Below are 8,595 nucleotides of genomic sequence, written 5' to 3'. Positions count from 1 at the left end.
TCGAAGGCAATAGCACTTTATGGCTCTTCAAAACTATTCTACCAGTAAAAGGTGAGGTAAGCGTTTTCGGTGAATGGCTGGTACACCTCGCTAAACGGTTCAGTTTTACTTGGCAAACGGAGGAGCTTAAAACCAATGAAATTCATCATTTTATAAGTGCGCAAAGCCCTACGAAAAAGCCTATATGACTGGATTTAGTCATATGATAAAAACGCAAAAAGCCCCACCGTTAGGCGGGGCTTTTTGCGTTTCAGGTAGGTATAAAGGTTAGTACGTTTGAGCGCGGCCACTGTGCTCAACCAGCTGATTTACTTCCTGAGTAAAGCTCTGAGCCGCATTCAATTCCTCTAAATTCAGATGTAACCGGTATTTCCAGAAATGGGTGGGGTTGGCTGGCACATTGATCTGCTCAGCCTGAGCATCTGAGCGGCGTAGGCCACTGTCCATAGCCAGCAGATCCTGCAGCGGGAAGATGGCCCACATGGCGGGCGAGTTGAGGTGTTGCGCCGTGATTTCGCGAGCCACCCACGGCTCGCAGTGCGGAGGCGCCTGCTGGCCATAGTGGCCTAGGGTGTGCTCAAAGAAGCGCTGCGTTTTCTCGCGGTCTTCTTCCCACCAGCCGCGCACTGTGCTCATATCATGTGAGCCGGGGCTAACCACGGAAAGGTAGGGCGCGGAGCCCGGGTGGCCGAATTCCACGTTGGGGTCAGAGGGCATGCGCTGGATGTTCAGGCCCAGAATACCCAGGGCCTTCATTACCCCCGGCACCGACTCGGGTACCATGCCCAGGTCTTCGCCGCAGATGAGCATGTCGGTGGCGTAGCGTACGGGTGGTAGTTTCACCATGCCCTGCTCGCGCCAAAACTCCTCATGGCGGCGGTAGAAGAAGTCAACGTACAGCTCCCGCAGGCGGTGGCTGGAGGGCTCATCCAACTCGCGGAACGACTGCGTGAGGTGAAGCGTAATGCGCGGGTGGTAGAAGTCGGCGCGCTGGTCGTCGGGCACCAGTAACACTTCGTTTACCAGTTTGTATAGGCCAGTGCGTAGCCACTTGTAATGGTCGGTGTTGCTGGGGTCGGCGGCAATGCGTTCCTCGAAAACCTGCTCAATCTGGCGCTGAGTGCGCACGTGCTCTTTGAGTTGAATGGCGCCGTACTCATCGGCTACCATAAACTCATCAAATACCTGTTGGGCCTGGCCGTGGAAAATGCCGGGTAGCATATGCCACCGGATGTAGGGCACGCACAGGCGGCCATAGTCAAACCAGCCCAGGCGCTGCTCAATCTCGTGCTGCGAGAAGGGCAGGGCGGGGGAGAAGTGGCCTAGCAGGCCCTCCACGGAATGCCCCGGGATTTCCCAGATGCGGAAGAAGCCCAGGATGTGGTCGATGCGCAGGGCATCAAAGTAGCGGGCCAGGGTGCCCATGCGCTGCTTCCACCAGGCGTAGCCATCTTCGGCCATTCGCTCCCAGTTATAGGTTGGAAAGCGCCAGTTCTGGCCCGTGAGCGAGAAGTCGTCGGGGGGGGCGCCGGCCTGCTGGTGCATGTGGTAGAGCTCCGGCTGGGTCCAGGCATCTACGGAGTGCCGGTAGATGCCAATGGGCAGGTCGCCTTTCACTACCACGCCATGCTGGCGGGCATAGTCTACCGCTTCGCGTAGCTGCTTATCGAGGTGGAACTGGGTGAAGAAGTGTAGGCCAGTCTCATCAAAATTGGGGGAAGTCTCATCCGTCAGCTCGGCCACGCGCTCCGGCGTCTGGAACTCCTCGGGCCACTGGCTGAAGTCGGCGGTCTGGAACCGGTCGCGCAGGGCTGAGAAGGCCGCATAGGGTGCCAGCCAGGATTCCTGCTCGGCCCGGAAAGCTTGAAACTCGGGGTCGGCCAGAAACCGGGCCTTCTCCTGCTGGTACAGCAGCCTTATGAACTTCCACTTGGCGTTCATCACGGGCTCGTAATCCACGAAATCCTTAGCGTTTAGCTCCTCCCGCAATTGCTCCAGCTCCTCTCGCGCGGCGCGGTCTTGCAGCTCGGCAATGGCATCGAGGTTAAGGTACTGAGGGTGCAGGGCAAACACCGAAATGGCGGCGTAAGGGTAGCTGTCAACCCAGGTGTGGGTAGCTACGGTGTCGTTGATGGGGAGTACCTGCACCAGCTTCAGGCCCGAGGCCACGGCCCAATCAACGAGCAGCTTAAGATCAGGAAACTCGCCCACGCCCAAGCCGCGGCGGCTGCGCAGGGCAAACACCGGCAGGGCTACGCCAGCGCCCCGCCAGTTACCAGTAGAGTAGCGAAAGTTGTCGTCGGCCTTTACGCGCAAGGTGCGCTGGTCGGGAGAAGGGTAAACGAGGCGGTCTTCGCCGGCTTCCAGGTGCAGAATCTTCCTCTCCTGCGGGTCCCAGATGCCGTATTTGTATTGGGCCGTCTGCTCAGGGTTCTGCAGGGTTACATCGGCGCACCAGGTAGGGTACTCAGTATCAGAAAGCACTACGGCCTGCTGGGCATCCCAGGCCCCTAAGGCGGGGTCAGAGCCCAACACGCAAATCTGGTGATTGGAATCTACGCGCGGGGCCGATAGCTGGAAGCGCACCACGGAGCCCGTAGCCGGGTGGGTAGGAGCAGGCTGAGTGGGCGCCGCGCGGCGCATCAGGGCCTTGGTAAAGGCGGCAGTGTGCAGCTCATTTTCAGGCTGAGCGGCAGGGCGCCAGAAGTCCTCCAGCACAATGCGGGTGAAGCGTTGCGCATCGTAGCTCACCGTGCGGTTGGGGCCCCATTCCCAGTGCTTGCCACCATCGCGCTCATCCAGCAATACGTACTTGTAGGCCATCTGGCCGAGCTGGTCATCGGGTAAGCTAATTTCCTGACTCCAAAGTCCGTAGTCAGAGTTATAGTGCAGGCTAAGTGCTTGGTCGAGGTTCCACTGGCCCAGGCTGGGCAGGGAGCCACACACAACCAGACGCTGGCCCCAGACGGTGCGGAAGGGCAGAGTAAAACGAAGAATCATGAGGGGCGGGCTTCGGAAATTGTAGCGAAAGATACTACGATAGGTTGGGCGGGCGAAGTGGCCTACAGGCAAATTGGCAAACATGAGCACATAGCTCAAGTATTGGGTAATAGGGTATCAGTCGGGATATAAATGCTCCGGAAAATGGGTTGTAAGCAGCGCAAAAGTGACCAGCCGCTCACCCGCCCCAAACGCATGGAATTGCACAGTGCGGGTGGGGCCCAGCAAGGGCCATTTCAACCGGGCGGCCAGCTTGTTCTTTAGAGCTGATTGGGTACCCAAGGCTAGCCACAACAGGCTTCTGGAAAAGGCCTTTCCCAACCTAAGAGCACGATTCTGCGTTGGATCAAGCCGGAGTCTTTTCTTACGCCGCACTATTCTACACCTTGCCACTAGCTATCAGCCGTATCCTGTATGCCCTGTTGGGGCTGCTCCTGCTCATCATCCTGCTTGTGGGCGGGGTGGTGCTATTCCTGCAATTCCCAGCGGGCCAAGATTTCGCGGCCCGGCAGGCTGAGAAGTACCTACGTGGGAAGTTGAAAACCGAGGTGCAAATCGCCAAATTTCGTACTGATTTCAAGCATGCCATCAGCCTGGATGGAGTATACCTGGAAGACCAGAAAGGCGACACGCTGCTATCTGTAGGCCACTTGGGCGTTGACCTGGATATCTGGGCGCTGACCAAGTCGCAGATTAATGTGAAGAGCCTGGAGCTTAACGATGGCCGGGTGGCAATTAAGCGCACTGAGCCCGATAGCATCAGCAACTACGATTTCATTGTGAATGCCTTCGCTACCGGCGATACCACCACTACCACGCCCGCCGACACCACTGGCGCGGGCTTTAAGTACGACATCGGCGACCTACGCCTGACTAACGTGCTGCTTACCTATAATGATGAGGTAGACGGCATGAACGTGCGCACCAAGGTGGGAGAGCTGGCCGTGAATATGGACGAAGTAGACGTGGATGGGTCCACCTACCGCATAGATCAGGCCGCGTTGCGCAACACCAGCATCGGGATTGTGCAGACCAAAGTGCCGCCAGATACCCCCGCCGACACGGCCGCGCTGGAACTGGAGTTTGGGTTGAACCGGGCCCGCCTCAATAACGTGAGCCTGACGTACAAGAATGAACCATCGGCGCAGTTCATCAGTACCCGCGTGGGCGAGGCCGATATCACCGCCGACCGGATTGACCTGGTGAACAGCCGGGTAGACTTGAATACGCTGCGGCTGCGCAACACCACCTTTGCTTACGCCCAAAACGAGAACGTACCGGTAGAGCAGCGCGTAGTAAACCCCGCCGAGGCCGTGCGCGACCTAAACAAGTCAGTAGAAAATGCTACCGGCCAGGAAGCCAGCTGGGTAGTTACGCTCAAGCAGTCGGATATTGAAGGGGTAGAGGTAGCATTTGATAACTTCAACCAGCCCCGGCAGCGCACCGCCGTACGCGGCATGGACTACAACCACCTCAGGTTTACTGGCCTAGCGCTCAATACCCAGAACCTGTTCTACTCGGAGAACCGCACTACCGTGCGCATCAATCAGCTGGCCGGTAAAGAGCAGAGCGGCTTTGCCGTAACCAGTGCCCAGGCCGATGTGGTGTTTGACTCAGTAGAAACCCGCCTCGACAACCTGGACCTGGTGACGCCGCACACGCGCATCCGGCGCACCTTGGCTATGCAGTATAAGTCACTGGATGCTATTGCCGACGATATCCCGAACCTGGGGATTGAGGGCGACTTGCGCAATACGCGCCTGGGCTTCCGGGATATTCTGTACCTGGCCCCCGATTTGGCCAGCACCGCCCCCTTTAACACAGGCCCTAACCAATCAATACTGGTGAGCGGGCGCGTGAATGGGCGCGTGAAAGACTTCCGGGTGCAAAACCTGGAGCTGGTAGGCTTCCGCAATACCATTGTGCGGGCCAGTGGCCGCATTCAGGGTCTGCCCGAGGTAGACCGCCGCCTCTACACCGACCTGAATATTCAGCAGTTTACCACCACCGACGACGACATTCGCAGCCTGGTGCCCGCAGGCACCATTCCGGCTGGCTATACGCTGCCGCCCCGCATTACGGTGGCCGGTACGTTTAAGGGCCGGCCCACGGCAATGGTCTTCGATACTGACTTGCGGGCTACCACCTCCTTTGGCAACGTAGCCGCCAAAGTAGATATGGGCGCGGGCCCCGCCGGCCAGGAGCCCGTGCGGGCCACCTTCAGCACGCAGAATTTCAACGTTGGTAAAATCCTCAACGACCCCACCATTGGGGCTATTACGGCTTCTGGTACCCTCAACGCCCGTGGCCTCGACCCTAACCAGATGCGGGGTAAGCTCACTGCGCGGGTACAAAAAGCCACCTACCAGGGCTACACCTACCGGGGCATTGTGGCTAATGTAGACATCGACCGCAACCGCTACGTGATTGATGCCAGCAGCAAGGAAGACCCCAACCTCGACCTGGATCTGCTGGCCACGGTGGATTTGCGCAACTCCGCCAACCCTACCTACAGCGTAGACCGCCTGAACCTGCGCGGGGCCAACCTCACGGCCCTGGGCTTCTATACCGGCGGCGACCTGCGCGTGCAGGGCGACCTGACGGCCAACCTGAGCGGCTCTGACCTGAATAGCCTGAACGGCACGTTCAGCGGCAGCCGCGTGGTGATTGTCAGCGACAACCAGCCCATTGCCCTCGATTCTTTGAGTGGCCGCATTCTGCAGCGCACGGGCCGTACGGAGGTTGACTTTGCCTCAAACGTGGCCGATGTAACCCTGCGCGGCAATACCCGCCTCGGCGATATTGCCACGGCCTTGCAGCAGCACATTGACCGGTATTTTGACTTGCCCGGCGTACAGTATCGTCCTAGTAACACTGACCAGCAGTTCACCTTCGAGGCCAACCTGAAGAACACCAAGATTGTCCGGCAGTTTGTTCCTGATCTGAAGTTCCTCTCGCCCTTCCAGCTCACGGGTAGCTTTGATAGCCGCGCCGCCGACCTGCGCCTGAACACCCGCATTCCGCGCATTGTGTACATGGGCTACACCATGGACTCTCTGCGCCTGAACGTGGGCTCTGACCCGCAGAAGCTGGATTACGGACTAACCTTGCGCCAGATTTCACAAGACACCAGCCTGCGCCTGCCTAACCCTAGCCTGAAGGGCAGCGTGGCAAATAATACGGTAGGAACCCACCTGCGCATTGCCGAGAACGACAGCACGACCACCCTGGACCTGGCCGGCGCGCTGCAGGTGCTCAACCAGGGCAATGCTTACGCATTTAGCTTCGACCCCAAACTGGTGATCAGCAACCAGCAGTGGGCAGTGGCGCCCAACAACAGCGTGAGCTATAACACAGCCACCGGGGCCGTGCGGGCCGAGAATGTACGCCTGAGCCAGGGCAACCAGCTGATTGCCCTCCAGACGCTGGCCGGGGCCCAATTCCCGTTGCAGGTAAACCTCACCAACCTCGATATCAATGGCCTGGCAAAGGCTGCCGGCATGCCTGACTCAATGGTAGCGGGTACGTTGAATGGGCAGGCGGTGGCCTATAGTTTGGGCCAGCCCAAGCAGGCTTTCACTGCCAACATGGCGCTCAATGGCTTTGCCTACAGCAAAACGGCTATTGGCAATGTAAACCTGCAGGCCACCAACCCCACCCCTGACCGTTACAATGTAGATGTGCGCCTGACCAATGCGCAGGGTATGGATGTGCAGGCCGTAGGGTATTACCTGGCCACGCCGCCCAGCCCCATTCAGTTCGCCGTAAACGTGAACCGGCTTGATCTTAAGATCATTGAGCCTTTCTCGGCGGGGCAGCTGCAAAATATGGGCGGCGGCCTAACCGGCCAGCTTACCGTGGGGGGAAGCGTAAGCCAGCCCGACATTAACGGTACGCTCACTACCACCCCCGATGCCACGTTTACGCTTACGCAGTTGGGGGCGCCGTTCTTCCTGGTTTCGCAGCCCATTGCCTTCAGCAACGAGGGAATTCGCTTTGACAACTTTGCCGTGCGCGACTCGCTGGGGAGTGAAGCCCTGATCAACGGCTACGTGCGCACCCGCGACTATGTAAGCGACTTCCGCTTCGATCTGGAAGCCACCACCAACAACTTCCTGGCCGTGCAAAGCTCCCAGCGCGACAACCCATTGTTTTGGGGTAAGCTGCTCGTCGACTCTGACTCGCGCATTACCGGCAACCTCAACCTGCCTATTGTGCGTACCCGGGCCCGCGTAGCCGATGGCTCCAGCCTGTTCGTAGGCCTGCCCACCGACGACCCCGTGAAAGTGGAGCGCGATGGAATTGTGGAGTTCATTGATAAGAGCGCCCCGCTGGATACCATGCTGGCGCGCCAGGTGCCCCTGGATACCGCCGAAACGGTAGCTGGCTTTGATATTCAGGCGCTGGTAACGGTAACCGATAAGGCCTTGTTCACCATTGTGGTGGATGACATTTCCGGCGACAACCTGCAGGTGCGCTCCAATGGCACCCTGAACACCGCCATTGACCGGACCGGGAATATTACCCTCACGGGCCGCCTTGATGTGGCCGATGGCAAGTACCAGATGTCGCTGTATGACCTGGCCTCGCGGGAGTTTGACATTGCTCCCGGCAGCTCCATTGCCTGGAGTGGCGACCCTTACAATGGGCAAGCCAACGTAACGGCGCTCTACAACGTGCGGACTGCCCCCGCTGAGCTTATCTCGGCGCAGGGCGTTGCTGATGAAACTCAGAGCGCACTGGCCCGCAACCCGGTGCCATTCGTGGTGGATTTGAAAGTAACCGGCGACCTGCTGAAGCCCGTTATCGGGTTTGATATCCGGCTGCCGGAAGATGCCCGTACTGATTTGCGTGGCCCCATTGAGAACCGCCTAGCACAGTTACGGCAGCCTTCGCAGGAAAGTGACCTGAACAAGCAGGTGTTTTCCCTGCTGGTGCTGGGCCGCTTCCTCGCCGATGACCCCTTCCGGAGCAGCAGCGGCAATCTGGTGGCTGAACAGTTACGTGGCTCCGCCAGCCAGGTGCTTACCCAGCAGCTCAATAACCTCACCGGCAGCTACCTCTCTAATTTGGGCGTAGAGCTGGGCGTAAACTCCTACGCCGACTTTAGCAGCGGCCAGGAGAAAACCCGCACCGATCTGAACGTGGCCGTGCGGCGGCAGCTGCTCAACAACCGCCTCACCGTACGCTTAGGTACTGATGTGCCACTGGGCGGGGGCAACCAGGGTACGCAGGGGCAAAGCGCCAGCGGCGTAAGCGCCTTTGCCGGCGATGTGAGCATTGAGTACAACGTGCTGGCCAATGGCCGGATTCGTCTGCGCGTATTCCGCAACAACTCCTACAGTGATATAGATGGGCAGTTTGTGCGAAACGGCGCCTCCATTGTGTTCCAGCGCGACTATCAGACCCTGGCCGACCTTTTTAAGGGCATTGACGAAAACGTGAAAGAAGACATTAAGCTGCAGCGGCAGCGCCGCCGTCAAGACCGCCGCTCGCAGCGCGACTCTACGGCTGCTGCCCAGTTCCCCGCTACCCGCCCCGACTCTACCCACCGCCCCAACCGCCCCGATACGGTGCGGGCGGCTAAACGCTAAG

2 protein-coding genes are annotated in these 8,595 nt (G+C 58.9%); one reads left to right on the top strand and one right to left on the bottom strand.

Annotated elements, in window-relative coordinates; genetic code table 11:
- Window positions 1–267: 267 nt before the first annotated feature.
- Window positions 268–3,000: a 4-alpha-glucanotransferase gene (locus tag HMJ29_RS06495; RefSeq protein ID WP_171590715.1), complete on the bottom strand. Its 2,733-nt coding sequence runs from the start codon at window positions 2,998–3,000 to the stop codon at window positions 268–270.
- Between the two features lie 386 nt (window positions 3,001–3,386).
- On the opposite strand from HMJ29_RS06495, the gene HMJ29_RS06490 reads away from it, so the two are divergent.
- A complete protein-coding gene (locus tag HMJ29_RS06490; RefSeq protein WP_171590714.1) occupies window positions 3,387–8,594 on the top strand; it encodes a translocation/assembly module TamB domain-containing protein in 5,208 nt (1,735 codons plus the stop codon).
- Window position 8,595 lies beyond the last annotated feature (1 nt).

The sequence above is a fragment of the Hymenobacter taeanensis genome (assembly GCF_013137895.1).
GTDB classification, from domain to species: Bacteria; Bacteroidota; Bacteroidia; order Cytophagales; family Hymenobacteraceae; genus Hymenobacter; species Hymenobacter taeanensis.
The sequence above is the reverse complement of the archived record's forward strand: the minus strand, read 5'-3'. Positions and strand labels throughout refer to the sequence as shown.

What these genes read in the sequence shown, in the direction of transcription:
- HMJ29_RS06495 (WP_171590715.1), bottom strand. Translation starts at nt 3,000, where the DNA reads ATGATTCTTCGTTTTACTCTGCCCTTCCGCACCGTCTGGGGCCAGCGT.